Genomic DNA, 21,802 nt, shown 5'->3' with positions numbered 1-21,802 from the left:
GGTGGATGATCGAATACAACGAGCAACGACCCCACGATTCCCTCGGCGATATGACGCCCGCCGAGGTCCGCCAGCAATACGAGGAAAGTTCTACTTTTGCATTGTGTGCTTGACGGGGAAGCTTACGCACTGATGTCATGCCGCTCCGTCTCAAAGTGAAGAACAAAGCGATCTGTCTCAATCGGCAATTCCCACGTCGCCATAAACTCTCCTTGTCGTTCTAACGCTGGAGCTAAGCGGCCACATCAATCGCGAAGCGATTGATTGGCCCGCTTGAGTGATGAAATGGACTCCCCCCCCGCGTCGCCACACGGCCTCGTGGGCCACACTGAACTTTGCGGGTTTCAGTCATCGGGAGCACGGAGGGAGTCCACATGAACGATGCTACGACGGTCGCGATTGACCTGGCAAAAGATGTCTTCGAGCTGGCCTTCGGCAATGGCATGGGTCAGATAGTGGAACGCAAACGGCTGTCCCGGCGGGCCTTCGCCCGCTGCCTGGAGAACCGGCCCCGCCTCGAGGTGGTCATGGAGGCCTGCGGCAGCGCCCACTATTGGGCCCGCCGCCTTCAGGCCCTAGGGCATGGCGTTCGCCTATTGCCGGCACGAGACGTCCGGCCCTACGTGCGGCGCAACAAGACCGATCGCGCCGATGCTGCTGGGCTGCTCGAGGCCGCGCGCTGCAGTCAGATCGATCCCGTTCCGGTTAAGTCGCCACGCCAGCAGGGTTTGCAGGCCCTGCATCGGGCCCGCGAGCTGCTCAAGGGCCAGCGGACCGCCGGCCTCAACCTCGTGCGCGGGCTGCTGCGCGAATACGGCATAGCGATTCCCGTCGGGGCCGCCAAAGTGCCAGCCGCCGTCCGGGATGCGCTTGAGGACGGCGAGAACGATCTGCCCATGTGCTTGCGGGCGACCGTGGCCGAGCAGATAGAGCGGATCCAGGCGCTGGGCGCAGGCATGGCCGCCATCGAGCGCCGGTTGGAGGAGGAGGCGCACGCCGATGTCGCCGTGCAGCGCTACCAGACGGTGCCGGGCGTGGGCCTGCTCACGGCAACCGCGCTGCGGGCCGGCGCAGGAGACCTGGCGCGATTTCGTAGCGGCAGACACCTGGCGGCGTGGCTGGGCCTGGTGCCACGCGAGCATTCCTCGGGCCAGCAGCGGCGGCTGGGGAAGATCACCAAGCGCGGCGATGGCTACCTGCGCACGCTGCTGATCCATGGTGGGCGCGCGATCCTACGATCCGCCGCGATGCGGCAACGAGCCGGGAGACCACTCGACCCGCTTCAGGTTTGGGCGTTGGAGCTGCAGCAACGCCAAGGCCAAAACAAGGCGGCCGTGGCCCTGGCCAACAAGCTGGCGCGGAGGCTATGGGCCATCGACCACCACGGTGCCGCATTCAACCCCGCCCACGTCAGCGTCAAACCCAAAGCCGCCTGAGGGCGAACGGAAACTGCCAGGAGTGCACCACGATCTCGATCATGACGAAGGGTTCGGTCCCCGGGTGGGGCAAGGCCGATAACAATTCCGGCTCGCGAAGCCGCTTGAACGATAGGCCCCCGCCCGCGGATTTCATGATGGCCCGAGCGCACCGCGCTCACCCCAAGGCCGAATACACGACTGCAACCGATCCGCTTCCGAAAGTCCGAGATCAATCAGTGCGCTGTTTGCAGGGGGAGTCCATACACGAATTGTTAGGGGGCATCTGCGACGCGCTCCGCCTGCTCTATGACTGATACCAGGTAGTCGATCCAACCCAAGACTTGCAGGACGCGCTCAGCAGGAAGGCTTCCCAAGAGTTTGTGCTGAACTTGGTTGCGAATGAAACCGAAGGTGCCCAGAAACAGGAGCTGTACCGCTTCCTGCTCCGACGGCACGGAACTAACCCGCAACCTAGGCTTTTGCCCGTTAAACGCAAGGGTAACTAGTTGCTTGCCCGTACTTCCATCATTACAGCCTGTGACCGCGCGTAGGCGGTTCTCCAGGATGCGTGACGCCTCTGCTACCACTGTGTCGTTGCGATCGGACTGCCCTGACTCTTGGAACTGATTGAACAGATCTAGGCACCGCGTTCGGAGCTCATGATCTAAAATTTCAATCGAGCCAATGAGCACCGGGCGTGGCCGTGACGCTGTGAGGAGCGAGCCTTCTGCGCTATTTTGAGGAGGCGCATCCGCCACCTCGGGTTCTGGCGCTACGCCGTACTGGGCGAGTAGCGGAACGGGCGTAGCGTTCTTGAACACCCCGGCAGAAGCGAAGAGCTCTTCCTTTCTGGATATTTCGCGGTCTAGTGCGGAGAGAGTCGAGGCCGTGACGTTCGGGCGGCTAGCCAGCTTGTTTCTTTTGGTCTTTAGCTTTGCGAGGTAGAGCAAGCTGACCGCCTTGATGAAGCGGACGGTTCCGTGGCTCATGGATATGTCTACATGATACGAATCGTCGTGCTTGTCCAGCTGCTCTTGGATCCACTGCTTGAGACGGTTGGCCCGCTCCTTGTCGCGCCCAAGGCCGAGTTCTCGGCGCGTGTCTTGGGTTATCAGGCACGCGAGGTCCGGGTCCTCAGCTAGCTCCCGAGACTCGTCTCCGAGCAGCGATACGTAAAAGTCAATCGCCCGCAGAACAAAGGCAACTGTTTCACGTTCAAACATGATCCAGTTGTAGACGTGTCCGTCGTGGTTCTCCGCGATCTCCATATGCCCCCTAACGACACCGCTCAGCAGCCGGGCCGGCTTTGCGGCCCGGTCTGCTGCAGCGGATGGTTCGGCGCCTGTGCTGCACGCTGGCTCAGCCGCGGCCAGCGGTCAGGTGCTCGATGGCCGCCCGCAGTCACGGCAGATCGACCGGGCCGGGGCCGACGAACGCCAAGTGCTCCTGCCGCCACGGCTCCGACCGAAAGCACAGGAACAGGACAAATTCCCGGCCCGTCTCGGCGGCGAGTTGCCGCAGCAGCCCGACCAGCGACTCCACGCCCGCGAACCAGTCCGCCGACCACGGCCGGTGGTCCAGGCCGAGGTTGAGGCCCAAGTCCCACTGCGGCAGGAACTCCGGCTCGGCTGGGTCGGGCGGCTGCCGCTGATCGACCGCCAACACCTGCAGGGAAGGCCACGCCCCGGACTCGGCGAACCGGGCGAAGGCGGCCCGCAGCGCCGGGGCCACATCGTCGAGGTCGGAGCCATCCGCGTAGGCCGCCAGCACATGCTCGTCGGTCAGCGACTGCACAGCCAAAAGCCCTCCCTCGCCGAACTACTATTAGACCCCGAAGTGGGTCGTAGCACGGATTCTGTGGCTGGACTGAGGGCTCGTCAATCTGGCTTTTCCTACACGGATCAGTGGCTTGTGGCGATGGGTGCGGGGTTGGGGGCATGAAACATTGAGGGCGTTATCCGGTGTGGGGACGTCCATATGCAATATGACCGCGGCGTTGCAGCCGTAACCGGCGTGCGAACCCCGCCGGAACGGCCACGGTTGTTGGACGAAGTTCGGCGCCGTTTGCGGATGAAGCATTACAGCTTGCGCACCGAGCAGGCGTATCTGTACTGGATTCGCCGCTATATCCAGGCCAACGGCAGGCGGCATCCACGCGAGATGGGCGGCGCGGAAGTGGAACGCTTCCTCAGCGACCTGGCGCGCAAGGGGCGGGTAGCGCCCAGTACCCAGAACCAGGCGCTGTCGGCGCTGCTGTTCCTGTATCGCGAGGTGCTGGCGCAGGAACAGCCGTGGATGGAGAACGTGGTACGGGCCAAGCGCGCGCCGCGCTTGCCGGTGGTGCTGTCGCGCGCGGAAACGACGGCTTTGCTGCGCCATCTGTGCGGACGCGAGGCGTTGATGGCGGGGCTGCTATACGGCAGCGGCCTGCGATTGATGGAGTGCCCGCGCCTGCGGGTCAAGGACGTGGGCCTGGAGCCGTAAGCCTCCCCGGCCGGCGGACAGCCGACAAGTGGAACTTTCTGGTGCCTTCTCCCAGCCAGGCGGTTGGTTGTCCGGTGAGCTTGTACGACGCCATGCCCCGCGGCGCGGGGCAGCTCAGCCCAGCGTCCACTTCCCCACTTCCCCGTAGGCGAACTGCCGCTCCATATCGCTCCGCATCAGGCTGAACCCGCGCACCTGCCAGCACAGCGGTTCTTCCAGCGCCGTCTCCGGCCATGGCTGCGAGGCGTCGCGCACCAGAGTGAGGTGCGGTACGAACCGCCGGTCCTTGTGCACGCGCAGCGATTCCCGTGCCAGGGCCAGGCGCAGCGCTTCCCGTAGCGCCTGCAGGCCGGTCGGCATGGCCGAGCACCCCAGCCAGCAGACGGCCGCGCGGTTGCGGAAACTGCCGGCGCGGTCCAGCACCAGTTCGAAGGGTGGTACCCGCATGCGCGTCGCCGCCCTGCAGGCGGCGTCGAGCAGGGGCTGGCAGGGCTCGGGATGCTCGCCCAGGAACTGCAGGGTCAGGTGGTAGCGCTGCGGGCGCAGGCGGCGGCCACCGCCGTCCAGGCATTGATACAGCCGGTCGGCCAGGACGGTGATGCGGGCGCGGGTGTCATCGTCCGGCCACAGCGCGAAGAACACCCGCCAGCGCGGCAAGACCGTTGCCCCAGTTCCACTGAACAGGCCGCCTTTCTGCATGCCGCCTCCGGAAACGACGAAGGCCGGGTCGCCCCGGCCTCCGTGCCTTGCCCTGCCCGCTGGCGCGATCGCTTTGTCAGCGGTTCGAGCCGGCCGCCGCGCTCAGGCGGCCTCGGCCTTGCTCTTGCGCGGGCCGTGCAGCAGGGCGTGGCGCACCTGGTCGATGATCAGGTCCACCTCCTCGCTGGTGATGCCGAAGTGCGGGGTGAAGCGCAGCGAGTTGGCGCCGCCGTGGATCACGCCGATGCCGCGCTCGCGCATGTACTCCTCGGTCGAGCCGGTGCCGTAGCACTTGAACTCGTCCGACAGCTCGCAGGAGAACAGCAGGCCGGTGCCCTGCACCTTGGTGATCAGCCCGCCCAGCTCGGCCTTGAGCTTCTCCAGCTTCTCGACGAACTCGCGGCCGCGCTCGCGGATGTTGGCGCGCAGCGCCGGGGTCAGCTGGCCCAGCACCGCGCTGGCCACGTCCATGGCGCGCGGGTTGGTGGTCATGGTGTTGCCATAGGTGCCCTTGCGGTAGATGGCCGCGGCGCGGGCGTTCACCGCCAGTACGCTGAGCGGATACTGGCCTGCGTTGAGCGCCTTGGAATAGGTCTCCATGTCCGGCGCCTCCAGGCCCTCGAAGCCCGGGTAGTCCACGATGGACAACACGCCATGGGCGCGCAGGCCGGCCTGGATCGAGTCCACCAGCAGCAGGGTGCCGTGCGCCTTGGTCAGTTCGCGGGCGGCGGCGTAGAAGGCCGGCGGCACGGCCCGGCCCGGGTCGCCTTCGCCCATCACCGGCTCCAGGAACATGGCCTCGAAATGCCAGCCCTTGGCCTCGGCATCGGCGAAAGCCTGCTCGAGCTGTTCGATCGAGTAGGGCTCGATGATCACCAGGTCGGCGTCGTTGCGCGGGAAGCTGGCCAGGTGCTGCAGGTAGGTCTTGCGGGTGGAATCGGAATACATGGCCGGCAGCTCGGTACGGCCATGGAAGGCCCCCTTCACCGCCAGGCGCTTGATCTTGCGGCCGGCATGCGGGCCGCCGGCATCGGTGGCGGCGCGGGCCTGGGTGTCGGCGATGCGGCCGGCCAGGGACACCGCTTCCGAGCCCGAGTTCAGGCACAGGAAGCGCTCGTAGGGGCAGCCGCCACGGGTGTGGCCGATCTCAGCGCGCAGGGCGCGGGTGACGCGAAGCTGCGCCAGGTTCGGCGTCATCACGTTGGCCATCACCTGCGGTCGGGACATGGCCTCCAGCACCGCCGGCGGGTTGTGGCCCAGGCCGAGCATGCCGTAGCCGCCGTTGTCGTGCAGCACGGCACCCTTGAGCGTGACCAGCCATGGGCCGCGCGCCGCCAGTGCGACGTAGGGGTTGACGGTGTCACCGGCGTAGAAGTTCACGAAGCCTGCCTGCACCTGCTCGATCTGCGCCTGTTCGTCCAGGTCCAGCAGCTCGGGGAATTCGCCGCGGATGGCCTGGTACTGCGCGACGGCGTCCTGCACGGCAGCTGTCAGCTCGGGGAAGCGGCCGGCCAGGCGGGTGAGGCTGGCGTCGTCCAGGCCGCGGGTGCGCACGGCACCGGCATGGGCGCGCAGGGGGGCGAGCATCTCGATCAGGTTCATGGGTATCTCCGACAGCCCCGAAAGGAAAAACGCGAGGAAGCCTCGCGTCCAGGACTGCATTTGAAATCAATGACTTGGCGCGGATGGTATCACCCCGGCCGGGGCGGCGTAACCCCCGGTCGTTTGAATTCCGGCCCGGTCGCGGGCCCGGCCGGGGGTGACGCCTGTCAGGTCGCATCGCTGACGGCGGGCACTGAAGCCGGCGGCCGCGGCGGCCGAAGCTGGCGCCACGCATCTGCAAAGGAGGACGCCATGAACGAGCCTGCCCCCGGCCCCCTGGCCGCACTTCGCGGCGCCGGCAAGCGCTACGGCGCCGTGCACGCCCTGGACGGCGTGGACCTGGAGGTCCGCCCCGGCGAGGTACTGGCCGTGCTCGGTCCCAACGGCGCCGGCAAGAGCACGGCCCTGGGCCTGCTGACCGGCCGGGTCGGTGCCGACGCCGGCCGGGTTTCCCTGTTCGGCGGCGACCCGCGCCAGCCGGAAATCCGCCGGCACATCGGCGTGATGCTGCAGGAGGCGCGCCTGCCCGATGCCTTGCGCGTGCACGAGCACGTCGCCCTGCACTCGAGCTACTACGGCGCCCCCCGGCCGGTGGCCGAGAGCCTGGAGCTGGCTGGCCTGACGGCGCTGGCCCGCCGCCCCTACGGCGCCCTGTCCGGCGGCGAGCAGCGGCGGGTGCAGTTCGCCCTGGCCCTGTGCGGCCGGCCGGCGCTGATGTTCGTGGATGAACCCACCACCGGCCTGGACGTCGAGGCCCGACGCAATTTCTGGCAGGTGATCCGCCGCCTGCGCGACGAGGGCGTGGCCATCGTGCTGACCACGCATTACCTGGAAGAAGCCGACGCGCTGGCCGATCGCATCGTCCTGCTGGCCGGCGGCCGCGTGCGCGCCGAAGGCAGCCCGGAGCAGCTGAAACGGCAGGCCGCGGGCAGTTGCGTCACCGCCCGCAGCCACCTCTCACCCGAGGTCATTGCCGCCTGGCCCGAGGCCGCCGCCGTCCAGCGCATGGAAGGCCGGCTGCAGGTACGCACCGCCCAGCCAGAGCAACTGCTGCGGCGCTGGCTGGCGGCCGATCCCTCGCTGGCCGGGCTGCAGGTCCAGGCGCTCAGCCTGGAAGACGCCTTTCTCGATCTCACCCGCGCGCCGGCCGCCGCCGGCGTCCGCCAGGAGGCCATCGCATGAACGCCATCGTCCATTCCCATGCAGGCGCGCCGGCGCCATCGCTGGCCCGCGTCTACCTCAGCGAGGCCTGGTACGAATTGCTGCGGCTGCTGCGCACACCGGCGTTCTCGGTGCCGACCCTGCTGTTCCCGGCGGTGTTCTACGGCCTGTTCGGCATCGTCCTGCCCGGTTCCTACGGCTCGCTGGACAAGGCCACCTACCTGCTGGCCACCTTCGGTGTGTTCGGGGTGATCGGTCCGGCTCTGTTCGGCTTCGGCGTCGGCATGGCCATCGAGCGCGAGCAGGGCTGGCTGGAACTCAAGCGGGTCTCGCCGATGCCGCCTGGCGCCTACTTCTTCGCCAAGATCGCCACCGGCCTGCTGTTCGCCCTGGCGGTGCTGCTGCTGCTCTCGACCCTGGGTTTCGCCTTCGGCAACGTGAAGCTCGGCCTGGGCCGCTGGCTGCTGCTGGTGGCAACGCTGCTGCTGGGGACGCTGCCCTTCTCTGCCCTGGGCCTGTTCGTTGGTGCCTTGGTGCGCGGCCAGGCGGCGGTGGCGGTAGTGAACCTGGTCTACCTGCCGATGGCGGTGCTGTCGGGCCTGTGGATCCCGCTGTTCGCCTTCCCGGCCATCCTGCAGAAACTGGCCGTGGTCTGGCCGGCCTGGCACCTGGCGCAGCTGGCCCTGGGCGTGGCCGGGCAGGGCAGCACCGCCAATGCCGTCGGGCACGTGCTGGTGCTGCTGGCCTGGACGGTGGTCTTCCTCAGCCTGGCCGCCCGGCGGCTGCGCCGTTGAGGGCGGAATCGGCTAAGGTCGCGGCCATGGCACGCGCGCTCGCCCAGGCCGAAGCGCAGGCCCCGCCGCGGCGGGCCGGCGGCGACATCCACGACAGTCCGTGGGTGACGCTGATCTACTGCGTGTTCGTGTTCGCGCCGCTGGCCTTCGTCGGCCTGGCCTGGAAGCCGTGGCTGGCCAGCCTGCTGGCATTCCTGCTGTTCCTGCCGCTGCATTTCCGTTTCTACCGCCCCGAGCCTACGACGCGCCGGCCGTTGGTGCTGGCGACGGCCTTGATCGGCTTCGCGCTGGTGCCGTTCAACCCGGGCGGCAACACCTTCCTCGTTTACGCCTGCGCCATGGCCGGTTGGAGTCTTCGGCCGCGGCGGGCGGTCGGCCTGTCGCTGTCGCTGATGGCGCTGTTGGTGCTGGAGTTTTTCCTGGTGCTGCCCTGGCGCCATGCCGTCGCCTGGTCCTTGATGGCGACGCTGGTCAGCCTGCTGGTGCTCAGCGGCGTATTGCTGGCGCGCGACAAGGCCCGCCGCGACGCCGAGCTGCGCCTGACCCAGGAGGAAGTCGGCCGCCTGGCTGCGCTGGCGGAGCGGGAACGCATCGGGCGTGATCTGCATGATCTGCTCGGCCATACCCTGTCGGTGGTGGCGCTCAAGAGCGAATTGGCCGGCAAGCTGCTCGAGCGCGATCCGCCGGCCGCCCGCGCCCAGATCGCCGAGGTGGAGACGGTGGCCCGGCAGGCCTTGGCCCAGGTGCGCGAGGCGGTGACCGGCATCCGCGCCAGCGGCCTGATGGCCGAGCTGGCCGCGGCCCGCCTGGCCCTGCTTTCCGCGGAAGTGCACATGGACCAGAAGCTGGCACCGGTGAATCTGTCGCCGGAAGCGGAATCGGCCCTGGCACTGGGCCTGCGCGAGGCGGTGACCAATGTGCTGCGTCATGCCGAAGCCGGCCGGGTGGAGGTCGAACTCAAGGCCGGTGGGGATGGCGTGGCCCTGGTCATCAGCGACGATGGCCGCGGTGGCGTGGACCTTGCCGGCAACGGCCTGACCGGCATGCGTGAAAGGCTGGCGGCGGTCGGCGGGTGTCTGGACATCGACAGCCCGCCCGGCGAGGGCACGCGCCTGGTGCTGAGCCTGCCGGCGCGGGGGCCGGCAAGGGGGCGGACGTGATCCGGCTGGTGTTGGCCGAAGACCAGGCCATGGTGCGCGGCGCGCTGGCCGCGCTACTGCGCCTGGAGACCGATCTGGACGTAGTGGCCGAAGCGGGTGACGGCCATGCCGCCTGGGCCGAGGTACGCCGGCACCGTCCCGACATCCTGCTGACCGACATCGAGATGCCGGGCCTGACCGGCCTGGACCTGGCCCTGAAACTGCGGGAAGCAGACCTGTCCACGCGGGTGGTGATCCTGACCACCTTCGCCCGCGCCGGCTACCTGCGGCGGGCCCTGGATGCCGGCGTGCGTGGCTACCTGCTCAAGGATGCGCCCTCGGAACAGCTGGCGGCCGCCCTGCGCCAGGTGCAGGCCGGCGGCCGCGCCATCGATCCGCAACTGGCCTTGGCCGCCTGGGGGGAACAGGATCCGCTTACCGAGCGCGAACGCCAGGTGCTGCGCCTGGCCGGCGAGGGCGCACGCAGCGCCGAGATCGCCGAGCGCCTGCATCTTTCGCAGGGCACGGTGCGCAATTACCTGTCCGAGGCGATCGGCAAACTGGGCGCGGCCAACCGGATCGAGGCCTACCGGTTGGCGCGGGCCAAGGGCTGGCTCTGAGGCCGGCGGCAAGCGCCGGCGGGCGGGTTCCGGGATAATGCCGGCCCCGAACTCGCTTGTGCGCCATGAAGAAGTCCGACTTCCATTACGAGCTGCCGCCCGAGCTGATCGCCCAGGAACCCCTGGCCGAACGTTCGGCCAGCCGCCTGCTGGTGATGCCCTCGGACGCGCCGCCCTACCAGGACCGGCACGTGCGCGACCTGCCGCAGCTACTGCGCGCCGGCGACCTGCTGGTGTTCAACGATACCCGGGTGATACCCGCCCGCCTGCACGGGCAGAAGGACAGCGGCGGCCGGGTAGAGATCCTGATCGAGCGCTTGTTGGGCGGGCAGGAGGTGCTGGCCCAGGTCGGTGCCAGCAAGACCCCCAGGGCAGGCGGCCGGATCACCCTGGACGAGGGCACCGCCATCGAGGTGCTGGGTCGGGAGGGCGAGTTCCACCGCTTGCGCTTTCTGGGGACGGAGCCGCCGGAGGCGGTGTTGCAGCGGGCCGGTCAGCTGCCCTTGCCGCCGTACATCCGGCGCACTCCCGGTGCCGCCGACGCCGAGCGTTACCAGACCGTGTTCGCCCGCCACGCCGGCGCGGTGGCCGCGCCCACCGCCGGCCTGCATTTCGACCAGGCCCTGCTGGCGGCCCTGGAGGCGCGCGGCGTGCGTTTCGGTCACGTCACCCTGCACGTGGGCGCCGGCACCTTTCAGCCGATGCGGGTCGAGTCGGTGCACGAGCACCGCATGCACAGCGAGTGGCTGAACGTCGGCGCCGAGCTGTGCGCCCAGGTGGCGCGCACGCGCGCCTCCGGCGGCCGGGTGATCGCGGTCGGCACCACCGTGGTCAGGGCGCTGGAAACCGCGGCCGCCGACGGCGAGCTCAAGCCTTTCGCCGGCGATACCAGCATCTTCATCTTCCCCGGCCACCGCATTCGCACCATCGACGCCCTGCTGACCAACTTCCACCTGCCGGAAAGCACCCTGCTGATGCTGGTATCGGCTTTCGCCGGGCGCGAACGCATCCTCGCCGCCTACCGGCATGCCGTGCGCGAGCGTTACCGCTTCTTCAGCTACGGCGACGCCATGCTGCTGTTCCCGGGGGAAGACCCGTGAGCCGCATGGCTTTCGAGCTGCTGGGCCGCGATGGCGAGGCCCGGCGCGGCCGGCTGCGGTTCCCCCGCGGTACGGTGGAGACGCCGGCCTTCATGCCGGTGGGCACCTATGGCACGGTCAAGGCGATGTTGCCGGAGACCCTGCGCGAGATCGGCGCGGAAATCGTTCTGGGCAACACCTTTCACCTGTGGCTGCGCCCGGGTACCGAGGTGATCGCCGCGCACGGCGGCTTGCACGGCTTCAGCCGCTGGAACGGACCGATCCTGACCGATTCCGGCGGCTTCCAGGTCTGGTCGCTGGCGCAGCGGCGCAAGATCAGCGAGGAAGGCGTGACCTTCGCCGCCCCCACCGACGGCAGCCGGGTGTTCCTTTCGCCCGAGGTCAGCATGCAGGTGCAGCGGGTGCTGGATTCGGACGTCGTGATGGTGTTCGACGAATGCACGCCGTACCCGGCCGCCGAGCCGGTCGCGCGCAAGTCCATGGAGCTGAGCCTGCGCTGGGCCGAACGCAGCAAGCGTGCCCACGAGGGCAACGACGCGGCGCTGTTCGGCATCGTCCAGGGCGGCACCTGGCCGGCGTTGCGGGCGCGCTCGGCGGCCGGTCTGGTGGACATCGGCTTCGACGGCTACGCGGTCGGCGGCCTGGCGGTGGGCGAGCCGGCCGAGGAGCGCGAAGCCACCCTCTCGGCCCTGTGTCCGCAGTTGCCGGCCGACAAGCCGCGTTACCTGATGGGCGTGGGTAAACCCCAGGACATCGTCGAGGCGGTGGCGCGCGGCGTGGACATGTTCGACTGCGTGATGCCGACCCGCAACGCGCGCAACGGCCATTACTTCGTCCGCGGCGGCCAGGTCCGCATCCGCAACGCCAGGTACGAGCGGGACCTGCGGCCGATCGAGGAAGGCTGCGAGTGCCATACCTGCCGCTCCGGCTATTCCCGCGCCTACCTGCGTCACCTGGACCGCTGCAACGAAATCCTGGGGCCGATGCTGGCCACCATCCACAACCTGCATTTCTACCTGCGGCTGATGCGGGAGATCCGGGCGGCTATCGAGCAGGGCCGGTTCGCGGCTTTCCGCGAGGCCTTCCATGCCGGGTACGCGGCTGGGACGGACTGACGGTGTCCCGGCCGGTATTGCGATTCCCGGCGGGCGGGGCGGCCTGGCGGACGGCCCCTTCCGACCGGCGGCCGCCCGGCCGGCTATGGCATACTCCCCCGCTGCCTTTTTCTGACGGATACGCAAGCCCATGAACCTGCTCGATTTCCTGGTTTCCCCGGCCGCCGCCCAGGCCGCCGGCGCTCCCGCCCAGCCGAGCCCGTACAGCGGCCTGATCATGATCGGCCTGATGTTCGTGTTCTTCTGGTTCTTCCTGATCCGGCCGCAGATGAAGCGCGCCAAGGAACACCGGGAACTGCTGGCCAGGCTGGAGAAGGGCGACGAAGTGATGACTAGCGGCGGCATCGCCGGCCGCATCACCGAGCTGGGCGAGTCCCTCGTCACCGTCGAGATCGCCCAGAACGTATCCATCAAGGTCCAGCGCCAGGCCATCACCGCCGTGCTGCCCAAGGGCACGTTGAAGTCGGCCTGAGCCGTCCCCACCCGTAGCCACTCCGGCCCGGCGCGGGCCGTCAACGGTTGTCGCCCATGCTTCAGTATTCCACCTGGAAGTACGTGCTGGCCGCAGTGATCATCCTGCTGTCGGTGCTCTACGCATCCCCCAACCTCTACCCGCAGGATCCGGCCGTGCAGGTGGTCGCCAATCGCGGCGGCGTGGTGGACGACAACCTGGTGCTGAGGGTGCGCACCGCGCTCGACGAGGCCGGATTGACGCCCAAGTCGGTGGCGATCGAGGACGGCGACCTGATCGTCCGCGCCACCGACGTGGACCAGCAGACCCGGGTGGCGGACCTGCTTCGCCCCGAGCTCGGCAGCGAGTACAACGTCGCCCTCAACCTGGCTTCGACCGTGCCGGAGTGGCTTGGCTGGTTCGGTGCCAGGCAGATGGCGATGGGCCTGGACCTGCGCGGCGGCGTGCAGTTCCTGCTGGAAGTGGACCAGCAGGCGGCGATAGACAAGCGTGCCAACGCCTTCGCCGACGAGATCACCACAGTGCTGCGCGAGGGAGGCATTCCCTACACCGGCGTTTCGCGCACTGCCGAGGGCATCCAGGTGCTGCTCAAGGACGCCGCCGACATGGAGCGCTTCCGCACCGCTCTGGCGCGCGAGGCGCCGGAACTTGACCTGGTGCCGGACGAAGCCAGGCCGGAGCGCCTGCTGGCCAGGATGAGCCCGACCCTGATCAAGCAGATCATGGATCAGGCGATCGACCAGAACCGCTCGACCCTGGACAACCGCATCAACAGCCTGGGCGTGGGCGAGCAGGTGATCCAGCGTCAGGGCGCCAGCCGCATCGTCGTGCAGCTGCCCGGCGTCCAGGATACCGCCGAGGCGCGCAAGATGATCGGCGCCACTGCCACCCTCGAGTACCGCGCGGTGGTGGGCAACGAATCCGACTGGGCCGAGGCCGCCCGCACCGGCGTGGTGCCGCCCGGCGCCCGCCTCTACTACATGCGTCCGCAGGTGCCCGGCGGCCCGCGCCAGCCGATCCTGCTGTCGCGCCGGGTGATCGCCTCCGGCGACCAGCTGGTCACCGCCGCATCGCAGCCCGACCCGCAGAGCGGCACGCCGTCGGTCAGTATCGAGCTCAACCGCGCCGGCGGCGAGCGAATGCTGGCCTTCACCCGCGAGAACGTCGGCAAGCGCATGGGCACGGTCTACATCGAGACCATCCCGGAAGTACGCATCGTGGATGGCCAGGAAGTGCGCAGCTCGCGCGTGGTGGAGGAGGTGATCAACGCCGCCACCATCCAGGGCGTGTTCGGCCGCAACTTCCAGACCACCGGCCTCGACAGCATGGAAGAGGCGGCGACGCTGGCCCGGTTGTTGCGCGCCGGTTCGCTGGCGGCGCCGATGGTGATCATCGAGGAACGCATCATCGGTCCCAGCCTGGGCGCGGCCAACATCGCCGCCGGTACCCAGGCGGTGTTCTGGTCGTTCATGTTCGTGCTGGCCTTCTTCCTGGTCTACTACAAGACCTTCGGCATCGTCACCAACCTGGCCCTGCTGCTGAACCTGCTGATGGTGGTGGCGCTGATGTCGGTAATCGGCGCCACCCTGACCCTTCCCGGCCTGGCCGGCATCGCCCTGACGGTGGGCATGTCGGTGGACGCCAACGTGCTGATCAACGAGCGCATCCGCGAGGAGCTGCGCAACGGCAACACCCCGCTGGCATCCATCGCCAACGGCTACGACAAGGCCTCGGGCACGATCACCGACGCCAACACGACAGCGTTGTTGGCCGGCGTCGCGATGGCGGTGTTCGGCTCTGGCCCCATCCGCGGCTTCGGCATCACCCTCATCCTGGGCATCATCACCTCGATGTACACCGCGGTGTCGGTGTCGCGCGGCATCGCCACCCTGATCTACGGCCGGCGCAAAAAGCTGGCCAAGGTCTCGATCTGATCCGGAGGCCTCGTGGAACTTTTCCCTTCCAACAGCAAGATCAATTTCATGGGCATCCGGCACGGCGCCATCGCCGTGTTCGTGGCGCTGTGCCTGGCGGCCATCGCGGCGCTCTGGCTGCGCGGCTTCAACTACGCGTTGGACTTCACCGGCGGCACAGTGGTCGAAATCGAATTCGCCCGTCCGGTGGACGTCGAGGGCGTGCGCAAGCGGTTGCTCGACGCCGGTTACGAAAGTCCGGTGGTGCAAACTTTCGGCTCCGGGGCCGACATCGTGATCCGGCTGCAGCCGCGCGAGGAAGATGCGCAGGATGATGGTCGCCAGGAAGCCCCGTCCATCGAGCAGACCGGCACCGCGATCCTGCAGGCGGCGCAGACGCCGGACAATCCGGGCCGGGTGATTCGCAGCGATTTCGTTGGCCCGCAGATCGGCGACGAGTTGGCCATGAACGGCGTCTACGCGGCCGTGTTCGTGCTGCTGGGCTTTCTGGCCTACATTGCCGCCCGCTTCGAGTACAAGTTCGCGGTGGCGGCGGTGACGGCGACCTTCGGCGACATCCTGCTGGTCTGCGGCTGGTTCGCTTTCAACCAGCACGAGTTCGACTTGACGGTGCTGGCCGGCATCCTGTCGGTGATGGGGTTTTCGATCAACGACAAGATCGTGGTATTCGACCGCGTGCGCGAGAACTTCCGTCTGCTCAGCAAGATCGAGCCGAAGGAGGTGCTGAACCGGTCGGTCAACCAGACACTGTCGCGCACGGTGATCACGTCGTTCGTGGCCTTCCTGACCGTGCTCGCCCTGTACATCTACGGCGGTGCTTCGCTCAAGGGCATGGCCGAGTCGCAGATGATCGGCATCGTGATCGGCACCTTGTCTTCGATCCTGGTGGCCTGCCCGATCCTGCTGCTGCTGGGCGTCACCAAGAAGGACCTGATGCCAAAGGCGAAGACGGACGTCGAGGCGGAGCTGGCCCGTCGGCCCTGATCTCCCGCCGCATCGCCTCCGGACGGGGTCGCTTCGGCGGCCCCGTTCTTCATTGACGCGGGTTCACGCGGATCCTTTTTGCTTCGCGGGCTGCCGACTCGGCTGACCAGGGCTTCGCCGGTGCCTGCCGGTTCGCGGTGTGTTGTCTGCGCCGCGGCCGAGGCGCCGGCGAAGCTCCGGTGAGCCGATTCAGCAGCCCGAGAACCAGGAACGATCGCGTCCATCCGCGTCGAAAACCGCGTTCAGCGCCGTGGCGGAGAAAGGAGTTCGGCGCGGCTGAGATAGCCGTCGCCATCGGCGTCCTGGCGGTGGAACTGGGCGCTGAAGCGCTCGCGGTGCTGCTCGATCGTGATCGTGGGCGCGTCCGGGATGTGCTGCTCGTGCGGAGCCAGGATGCCGTCGCCGTTCACGTCCATCTGCCGGAACGCGAAACTCATCCGTTCCAGGAACTCCTGCAGCGACACCCGTCCGTCCCCGTCCAGGTCCACCCGCGAGAAGTAGTCGTCGCTGGTGCCGGCCAGCGCGGCGGCGGGCAGGTACAGGGCCAGCGCGAGCGCCGCGCGGCGGCACCACGGCCGGACATGCTCAGCCAGCATAGACGGTGATTTCCTCGCGGTCGTGGTAGAGCTGGCGTGCGCGGACATCGAGCGGCCGGCCGGCCGCGTCGGCGAACAGCGCCAGGCAGTCGCGGGTCTCGATCCAGCGCTTCTTCATCGGCAGCTTGAGGTTGAAGATGGCTCGCCGGCACCAGCCCTCGCGGAACCAGGTAGCCATGCGCGCCGCGACTTTGCGCGGCGACTCGACCATGTCGCAGACCATCCAGTCCAGCGGCTTGGGCGGTTGCCAGCGAAAGCCGTCGGCGCGCAGGTGCTCGATGATGCCGGTGGCCAGCGCCGTCTCCGCCATTGCCCCGTTGTCGATGGCGAACACGCGCACGTGCCGGCGCGCCAGCACCCAGCTCCAGCCGCCCGGTGCCGCGCCCAGGTCGGCGGCGAGCATGCCCGGCCTGAGCCAGGCCTCCCGCTCGGTCGGAGAGAGCAGGCAAAGCAGGGCTTCCTCCAGCTTGAGCGCCGAGCGGCTGGGTGCTTCCGGGTGTGCGCGCAGGCGCGGTATCCCCAGCGGCCAGGGCGCGGCATCGTCGGGGTCGGCCAGGCCCAGCAGCAGATGCTCGCCGGCGACCAGCAGCACGTGCAGGCGCGGCAGGCGCGGGTCGGGTTCGGCGGTGAGGTAGCCGCGCCGGCGCAGGGCCGGGCGCAGGGCGTTGCCGAAGGCCCGGGCCAGGCCGGCCAGCGGCTTGCCGGCTTCGGAATCGGGATGTTCGACCCAGAGCTCGCCGAAACGGCCGCGCCCCGACAGCGCCTCCAGCACCGGCGTGATGCGGTCCGCGGGGTCCAGATCGGGCAGGTCGGCCAACAGGCGCAGCTTCTGTCTGGCGAACACCAGCAGACGCCAGGGCAGGGCACGTGACAGCGTGGCTCCGTCCTCGACGCCGAGGAGCTGCACGAAGCCGCGATCGCGCTCGGCGCGGACATAGGCATGGAGGCCGGCCGCCGCCGCCCGTTCGCCCAGCTCCGCCGCCAGCTCGGGTTCGAAGCCGGCCCGGCAGTAGGCCAGCAGGCCCTCAGTAGACAATGCCGTCCTCGCCGTAGTCGCGCAGCACGTCGCGGGCATGGTCACGCATGAGGTCACGCCGTACCTGGATGCCGCGCCTGCCCAACTCGCCAATCCAGTCGGCCGGCAGCGGACCTTCGTCGAAACCGGCCAGTTCCTGCACGTCCTCGGCGCGGGCGCCGATCAGCAGCTCGTCCACGCCGGCCCAGACCAGGGCGCCGTAGCACATGCTGCAGGGCTGGGCGGAACTCGCCAGGACGATGCGGTCGCCGTCTTCGTTCAGGCGGTAGCGCTGCATGCGCTGCTGGCTGGTCGCCAGCGCCATCACCTCGGCATGTGCGGCCGAGCAGTTGTGCGGCACCACCCGGTTCACGCCGACCCCGATCAGCCGGCCCTCGCCAGTGAACACCGCCGCGCCGAACGGACCGCCACTGCGGTGGTCCACGTTCCGCCGCGAGAGCTGGATGGCCAGGGCGATCCGGCTGTCGTCGTCGGGATAGAGCCGCTGGCTGTCCACTTCCTCGTGGACCCAGGCCGGCAGGGTGAGGTGGAGCTGGGCGTACAGCATTTCAGCCGCCCTGCTTGCCGGCCCAGGTGTCGCGCAAGGTCACGGCGCGGTTGAACACCGGCGTCTGCGGGCGGTGGTCGCGGCGATCGGCGACGAAGTAGCCCAGGCGCTCGAACTGGAAGCGGGTCTCCGGCGCGGCCGCGGCCGCGGCGGGTTCGAGCCAGCCGCGCACGACCCGCCGCGAATCGGGGTTGAGGTAATCGCGGTAGGTCTTGCCCCCGCTTTCGTCGTCCGGGTCCTCGACCGAAAACAGGCGGTCGTACAGCCGGAACTCCGCTGCCACCGCCTGCGCCGCGCTGACCCAATGGATGGTGCCCTTGACCTTGCGGCTGGCGCCTTCCATGCCGGGGCGGGAGTCCGGATCCAGCCAGGCACGCAGCTCGATCACCTTGCCGTCGGCGTCCTTCACCACCTCGTCGCAACGGACGATGCCGGCACCGCGCAGACGCACCTCGCCACCCGGCACCAGCCGCTTGAAGCCCTTGGGCGGCGTCTCGGCGAAGTCCTCGCGCTCGATCCACAGCTCGCGCGAGAACGGTACCTCGCGTTCGCCCAGGGTCTCGTCCTTGGGGTGGTTGCCGAAACGCAGGCGTTCCTCGTGGCCCTCGGGCAGGTTGGTGATCACCAGCTTGAGCGGGTCCACGACCGCGAGGCGGCGCTCGGCATGTGCGTCCAGGTCGTCGCGCAGTGCCGCCTCGAGGATGGAGAAGTCGATCACCGAGTTCTGCTTGCTGATGCCTATCCGGTCTACGAACAGGCGCAGCGCGGCCGGCGTGTAGCCGCGCCGGCGCAGGCCCTGCAGGGTGTACATGCGCGGGTCGTCCCAGCCGTCCACCAGGCCGTCGGCGACCAGGGCGGTCAGCTTGCGCTTGCTCATCACCGTGTAGTTGATGTTCAGGCGCGAGAACTCGATCTGGCGCGGCTTGGCCGCCTCCAGCGGATAGCCCTTGTCAAGCAGTGGCTGCAGCAGCTCCGGGTGCTCGTGCAAGCCGACGTTGTCCACGCACCAGTCGTACAGCGGCCGGTGATCCTCGAACTCCAGCGTGCACAGCGAATGGGTGATGCCCTCGATGGCATCGCCCAGGGCGTGGGCGAAGTCGTACATCGGATAAATGCACCAGCCGGCGCCGGCGATCGGGTGCGGCATGTGCTTGATCCGGTACAGGGCCGGGTCGCGCATGTTGATGTTGCCGCTGGCCATGTCGATCCTCGCGCGCAGGGTGCGGGCGCCGTCCGGGAATTCGCCGGCGCGCATGCGCCGGAACAGGTCCAGGTTCTCCTCTACGCTGCGGCCCCGGAACGGCGAATCGCGTCCGGGTTCGGTCAGGGTGCCGCGGTATTCGCGTACCTGCTCGGCGCTGAGGTCGCAGACGTAGGCCTTGCCGTCGCGGATGAGTTTCTCGGCCGCCAGATAGTAGACCTCGAAGTAGTCCGATGCGTGACGCAGGCTGGCCCACTCGAACCCCAGCCAGCGCACGTCCTCCTGGATGGCGCGGACGAATTCCGGATCTTCCTTGGCCGGGTTGGTGTCGTCGAAACGCAGGTTGCAGCGGCCGCCGAATTCCTGGGCGATGCCGAAGTCCAGGCAGATCGCCTTGGCGTGGCCGATGTGCAGGTAGCCGTTGGGTTCTGGCGGGAACCGGGTGCGGACGGCCGAATGCTTGCCGCTGGCCAGGTCCTCGCGGACGATCTGGCGGATGAAATCGTGCTTCCCGGGCGTGCCGGGCGCGGCGGGGGCGGGCAGGGCGTTCATCACTCGGACCATGGTTCGGAAAGGGCCACAGTTTACCGGCTCGGGCCCGCGCCGGCCGGAGTGAAACCCGGTCGGCATTGAGGGTTAGAATCCGGCCGGCAGGGGGCAATGCAGGCAATGGGGAGACGGCGCGTGCGCAAGGCATGGTCGCTGCTGGTCGGCGTCGTGGTGGTGGCCCTGGCCATGGTCTCGGGCGGGGCGGTCTCGGCCGAGGCGGAGAAGGCCGGGCCGGCACTGCAGCTGGCCTGGATGGAAACGCCGCTGGGGACCACCCTGGACGACATCCTGACCGGCCGGGCCCAGCCCGGATTCACGCCGGTGCTTAGCCAGGGCCTGCCCTTCAGTGCCAGGCAGGACCGCGTCCTCTGGGTCCGCATCCGTACCGAACTGCCGGAAGCGGCGGACTGGCATCTGGACGTGAACCGGGTACCGCTGGACCGCCTGCGGCTGCGCGCCCGCGACGGCAGCGTCCTGGCGGAGGACAGTTTCTTCGCCCGTGGGCCGGAGATCGCCACCTGGCCGGCCGTGTTCGACCTGCCCTTGCCGCCCGGCCTGTCCGGCCCGATCGAGCTGTACCTGGAAACCCAGGGGACGGTGATGGGCGGCCTGCATCTGGCGATCCGGCGCCAGGCCGAATCGGACGCGCGGGAAGCCGAGGCCCGGCGCTATTTCCGCTGGGTGTATGGCCTGCTGCTGCTGGTGGCGGTCCTGTCCCTGGTCCGGCACATGGAAGACCCGCAATGCGGCGCCCTGGCCGTCGGGGCGGCGGCGTTCTGTTCCTGGCTGGCCTGCCTGGGCATCAATGGCCACCTCTACTCGCTACCGGAGATCGCCTTGCTGTCCGGCCGGGGGGCGGCGGTGCCGCAGGCCCTGTTCCTGCTCGGCGCCGGGCCGCTGGTGCTGGCGACGCGGCACTATGCCGGCATTTCGCGCTCCGCCCCGCGGCTGTCGGTCTGGAGTGCGGTGCTGGGCTGGTTGCTCGTGCTCGCCGCCCTGTACGGCCTGTTCATGGTCGAGGGTCATCAGGCAGCGGCCCTGCAGTGGATCGCCCTGGCCGGCTACGCGCTGGCCCTGGCGGCCTGCCTGTTGATGTTGTTGCTGGACTCCCGCGGCTACCGCTGGGGCCCGGTGCTGGCTCTGCTGGCGATGGCGGCGGCCGTGGCGGCGCGTCTGCTGGCCGATCGCCAGTGGCTGCCGGCCGGCCTGGCCAGCCTGTACGGCTGGCAAGCCTTGCTGGCCCTGGCGATGATGCTGTACCTGGGCTTGCCGTGGATGCGTGCCCGCATGCAGCGCTGGGCCGCCCGCAAACGGGCGGTGCCGCCGGAGCCCAGCCTGGAAGAAAAGATCGAAGCGGCGCGCCAGCGCCTCATGCAGAGCCTGCAGGCCGGCCTCGAACATGCCGACGACGACGACATGACCTGGATCGCCTACCGGCGTCTGCTCGACGGCCTGAAGTCGGTGCTGCCGCAACAGTCGTCAGCGGTGGTCGGCCTGCAGCCCGATGGTGAGCCGCTGATGTTCGTGACGCCGCCGGATGCCGAGCCCCGCTACCGCCAGTTGCTGGAACAGCGTGCCACCCTGGTGCGCAATCTCAGCAAGCTGAAGGCGCCGCAGCAGGTGGGCATGGACTTTGACGGGCCGGAGGGTCCTCTGGAGAAAGTGCAGCTGGCGGTGATCCCGCTGCCGATCCCCAAGCCCGGATGGGGTGCCTTGCTGGTGGAGCGCCCCGCCGAGCTGAGTTACAGCGAAGCCGAGCTGGCGCTGTGCGCCGAGTTCGCTGCCATGGCCAGCATGGCCGGCGAAGAGGCCGCAGGCGCCATCGGTGCGCAGCGTGCCGCCGACACCGACCCGGCCACGGGAACGTTCCGCGCCGAGGTCGCTCGCGAACTGCTGCAGGAACGCATGGCCAAGGCCCGGCTGAAGCAGCAACCGCTCAGTCTGCTGTACTTCGTGCTCGACCAACTGCCGGCCTTGCGCGAAGCCGGCGGCGAGGTCGGCGCGGTCGCCGGCCTGAGACCGCTGGCCGAACTGCTGCGCGACGAGATGGCCCACGGCGATCTGCTCGGCCGGTCCGGGCCGGACGGCTTCCTGCTGGTGGCGCACGGCAAGCGCCTGGCCGAGGCCCGCGAATACGCCGATCGCCTGCGCGCTGCGGTGCAGCGCATGCCGGTGGACCCCAGGGTGGCGCCCTTTCTCACGGTCAGCGTCGGCATCGCCCAGGCCGGCGCGGACGATCGCGACGCGACGGCCTTGGCCGATCGCGCCGGCAGGGCCGCGCACATCGCCAGCAAGAATGGCGGCAACCAGATCTTCAGCTGAGCGGGCCGCGCACCGGCCCGCGATGCGGA

The 21,802-nt window shown here is 68.8% G+C and carries 20 protein-coding genes and 1 pseudogene; 13 read left to right on the top strand and 8 right to left on the bottom strand.

The features are described from left to right. Both F0415_RS10745 and F0415_RS10740 read left to right on the top strand, forming a co-directional pair. Positions 1–113 (top strand): integrase core domain-containing protein (locus tag F0415_RS10745; RefSeq protein ID WP_149861220.1); only part of this gene is annotated, 113 nt, incomplete at its 5' end. A 261-nt stretch (positions 114–374) separates the two neighbouring features. Then, positions 375–1,436, top strand: coding sequence for an IS110 family RNA-guided transposase (locus F0415_RS10740; protein ID WP_149861219.1), 1,062 nt, complete (start codon positions 375–377; stop codon positions 1,434–1,436). A 254-nt stretch (positions 1,437–1,690) separates the two neighbouring features. Here F0415_RS10740 and F0415_RS10735 read toward each other — a convergent pair whose 3' ends face one another. Together F0415_RS10735 and F0415_RS10730 are read right to left on the bottom strand one after the other, a co-directional pair. Next, on the bottom strand, positions 1,691–2,686 hold the full coding sequence (locus F0415_RS10735) for a TIGR02391 family protein (RefSeq protein WP_149861218.1): 996 nt from the start codon (positions 2,684–2,686) through the stop codon (positions 1,691–1,693). A gap of 133 nt (positions 2,687–2,819) precedes the next feature. Beyond that, complete coding sequence (locus F0415_RS10730; RefSeq protein ID WP_149861217.1) at positions 2,820–3,212, bottom strand: hypothetical protein; 393 nt, start codon at positions 3,210–3,212, stop codon at positions 2,820–2,822. A gap of 183 nt (positions 3,213–3,395) precedes the next feature. Between F0415_RS10730 and F0415_RS10725 the strand changes: the two are divergent. Then, positions 3,396–3,887: pseudogene (locus tag F0415_RS10725) on the top strand (phage integrase N-terminal SAM-like domain-containing protein); the annotation flags it as partial. Between the two features lie 129 nt (positions 3,888–4,016). Here the strand turns inward: F0415_RS10725 and thpR are convergent. Further along, a complete protein-coding gene (thpR, locus tag F0415_RS10720) occupies positions 4,017–4,601 on the bottom strand; it encodes an RNA 2',3'-cyclic phosphodiesterase (protein ID WP_149861215.1) in 585 nt (194 codons plus the stop codon). A gap of 102 nt (positions 4,602–4,703) precedes the next feature. Next, positions 4,704–6,203 (bottom strand): aminotransferase class III-fold pyridoxal phosphate-dependent enzyme, encoded by a 1,500-nt coding sequence (locus tag F0415_RS10715; RefSeq protein ID WP_149861214.1) that lies wholly within the window; start codon positions 6,201–6,203, stop codon positions 4,704–4,706. 252 nt (positions 6,204–6,455) lie between these two features. Here F0415_RS10715 and F0415_RS10710 point away from each other — a divergent pair, with 252 nt between their 5' ends. The 9 genes from F0415_RS10710 (at position 6,456) to secF (ending at position 15,522) form a co-directional block, all read left to right on the top strand. Beyond that, entirely contained in the window at positions 6,456–7,385 is a 930-nt protein-coding gene (locus tag F0415_RS10710; protein ID WP_149861213.1) for an ABC transporter ATP-binding protein, read from the top strand. Beyond that, positions 7,382–8,158 carry an ABC transporter permease gene (locus tag F0415_RS10705; RefSeq protein WP_149861212.1) on the top strand — a complete coding sequence of 259 codons (777 nt, stop codon included), beginning with the start codon at positions 7,382–7,384 and terminating at the stop codon, positions 8,156–8,158. Before F0415_RS10710 ends, F0415_RS10705 begins: the two co-directional genes overlap by 4 nt. Positions 8,159–8,184: 26 nt before the next feature. Then, complete coding sequence (locus tag F0415_RS10700; protein ID WP_149861211.1) at positions 8,185–9,318, top strand: sensor histidine kinase; 1,134 nt, start codon at positions 8,185–8,187, stop codon at positions 9,316–9,318. After that, complete coding sequence (locus F0415_RS10695) at positions 9,315–9,917, top strand: response regulator transcription factor (RefSeq protein WP_149861210.1); 603 nt, start codon at positions 9,315–9,317, stop codon at positions 9,915–9,917. The genes F0415_RS10700 and F0415_RS10695 overlap by 4 nt, the downstream gene beginning before the upstream one ends. Positions 9,918–9,982: 65 nt before the next feature. After that, a complete protein-coding gene (queA, locus tag F0415_RS10690) occupies positions 9,983–11,017 on the top strand; it encodes a tRNA preQ1(34) S-adenosylmethionine ribosyltransferase-isomerase QueA (protein WP_149861209.1) in 1,035 nt (344 codons plus the stop codon). Then, entirely contained in the window at positions 11,014–12,132 is a 1,119-nt protein-coding gene (gene tgt / locus F0415_RS10685; RefSeq protein WP_149861208.1) for a tRNA guanosine(34) transglycosylase Tgt, read from the top strand. The genes queA and tgt overlap by 4 nt, the downstream gene beginning before the upstream one ends. Positions 12,133–12,262: 130 nt before the next feature. Next, entirely contained in the window at positions 12,263–12,604 is a 342-nt protein-coding gene (gene yajC / locus F0415_RS10680) for a preprotein translocase subunit YajC (RefSeq protein WP_188310368.1), read from the top strand. Positions 12,605–12,660: 56 nt separating this feature from the next. Beyond that, positions 12,661–14,538, top strand: coding sequence for a protein translocase subunit SecD (gene secD / locus F0415_RS10675; RefSeq protein ID WP_149861207.1), 1,878 nt, complete (start codon positions 12,661–12,663; stop codon positions 14,536–14,538). 48 nt (positions 14,539–14,586) lie between these two features. Beyond that, positions 14,587–15,522: a protein translocase subunit SecF gene (secF, locus tag F0415_RS10670; RefSeq protein ID WP_149861222.1), complete on the top strand. Its 936-nt coding sequence runs from the start codon at positions 14,587–14,589 to the stop codon at positions 15,520–15,522. A gap of 242 nt (positions 15,523–15,764) precedes the next feature. Here secF and F0415_RS10665 read toward each other — a convergent pair whose 3' ends face one another. The 4 genes from F0415_RS10665 to F0415_RS10650 are packed head-to-tail and all read right to left on the bottom strand — an operon-like array spanning position 15,765 to position 19,454. Then, entirely contained in the window at positions 15,765–16,118 is a 354-nt protein-coding gene (locus F0415_RS10665) for an EF-hand domain-containing protein (RefSeq protein WP_149861206.1), read from the bottom strand. After that, complete coding sequence (gene rlmM, locus F0415_RS10660) at positions 16,108–17,193, bottom strand: 23S rRNA (cytidine(2498)-2'-O)-methyltransferase RlmM (protein ID WP_149861205.1); 1,086 nt, start codon at positions 17,191–17,193, stop codon at positions 16,108–16,110. Before rlmM ends, F0415_RS10665 begins: the two co-directional genes overlap by 11 nt. Further along, positions 17,144–17,701: a nucleoside deaminase gene (locus F0415_RS10655; RefSeq protein WP_149861204.1), complete on the bottom strand. Its 558-nt coding sequence runs from the start codon at positions 17,699–17,701 to the stop codon at positions 17,144–17,146. Before F0415_RS10655 ends, rlmM begins: the two co-directional genes overlap by 50 nt. A gap of 1 nt (position 17,702) precedes the next feature. Beyond that, a complete protein-coding gene (locus F0415_RS10650) occupies positions 17,703–19,454 on the bottom strand; it encodes a glutamine--tRNA ligase/YqeY domain fusion protein (protein WP_149861203.1) in 1,752 nt (583 codons plus the stop codon). Positions 19,455–19,586: 132 nt separating this feature from the next. On the opposite strand from F0415_RS10650, the gene F0415_RS10645 reads away from it, so the two are divergent. Next, complete coding sequence (locus F0415_RS10645) at positions 19,587–21,773, top strand: diguanylate cyclase (protein WP_149861202.1); 2,187 nt, start codon at positions 19,587–19,589, stop codon at positions 21,771–21,773. Positions 21,774–21,802: the final 29 nt, after the last annotated feature.

The sequence above is a fragment of the Arenimonas fontis genome (genome assembly GCF_008386465.1).
GTDB classification, from domain to species: Bacteria; Pseudomonadota; Gammaproteobacteria; order Xanthomonadales; family Xanthomonadaceae; genus Arenimonas; species Arenimonas fontis.
The sequence above is the reverse complement of the archived record's forward strand: the minus strand, read 5'-3'. Positions and strand labels throughout refer to the sequence as shown.